The organism is Lactobacillus sp. HMSC08B12 (genome assembly GCF_001808415.1).
Lineage (GTDB): Bacteria > Bacillota > Bacilli > Lactobacillales > Lactobacillaceae > Lactobacillus > Lactobacillus delbrueckii.
On record NZ_KV793175.1, the window covers coordinates 1 to 633 of the forward strand.

Consider the following 633-nt stretch of genomic DNA (forward strand, 5'->3'; position numbering starts at 1 on the left):
CCAAGACCTGAAGCAGGGACGAGCCCACGCTTGTGACGCTTTGCTTAAGATGACTATGCCATCACTGACTGCTTATTTGCATAACGATCCTTCAAGAATCTTCTCAACTTTTTTGTATGGCGTGTAGAGCGTGATGTTCTTATCATCCGCTCTGCGCAGAATGTTGACGGCGGCTGCCGTATTAGCATTCATCTCTCCGCAGTTTGGACACACCGTTAATTCATGGTGGGTGCCTTTCCTTTCGCTAAAGCGGGCTCCACAATTCGGACAGAACTGAGAGGTATATGCCGGGTTGACATCAACCGTCCGAATCCCCAGGCAATCACAAAGGTATTCGATACGATCGTCCAGCGTGCCTTTGCTCCACGAGGACAGCTTGCGTCTAACCTTCGCTTCATAGCGGTTCGCCGCTTTGGGCAGCTTTTCTTTGGTGAAGCTCAGGTCCTCCTTGACCAGAACATCCGGCTTTTCAGTCAGGAGCATCTTTCTGATGCTCATATTCATTATTCGTTCCATGTTGCACTGCTTTCGTGCATGCTGGCGGTGATAGAGCTTGCTGCCCAGATGGCGTTCTTCCAAGCGGCTGATGCGGCGCTCAAGACTGCCAATGCGGTTTCTAAGCCGCCGCTCAGT

Annotated in this window: 1 pseudogene; it reads right to left on the bottom strand. The window is 51.3% G+C overall.

Annotation, left to right across the window (positions count from 1 at the left end):
- Positions 1-53: 53 nt before the first annotated feature.
- Positions 54-633: pseudogene (locus HMPREF3168_RS06170) on the bottom strand (zinc ribbon domain-containing protein); the annotation flags it as partial.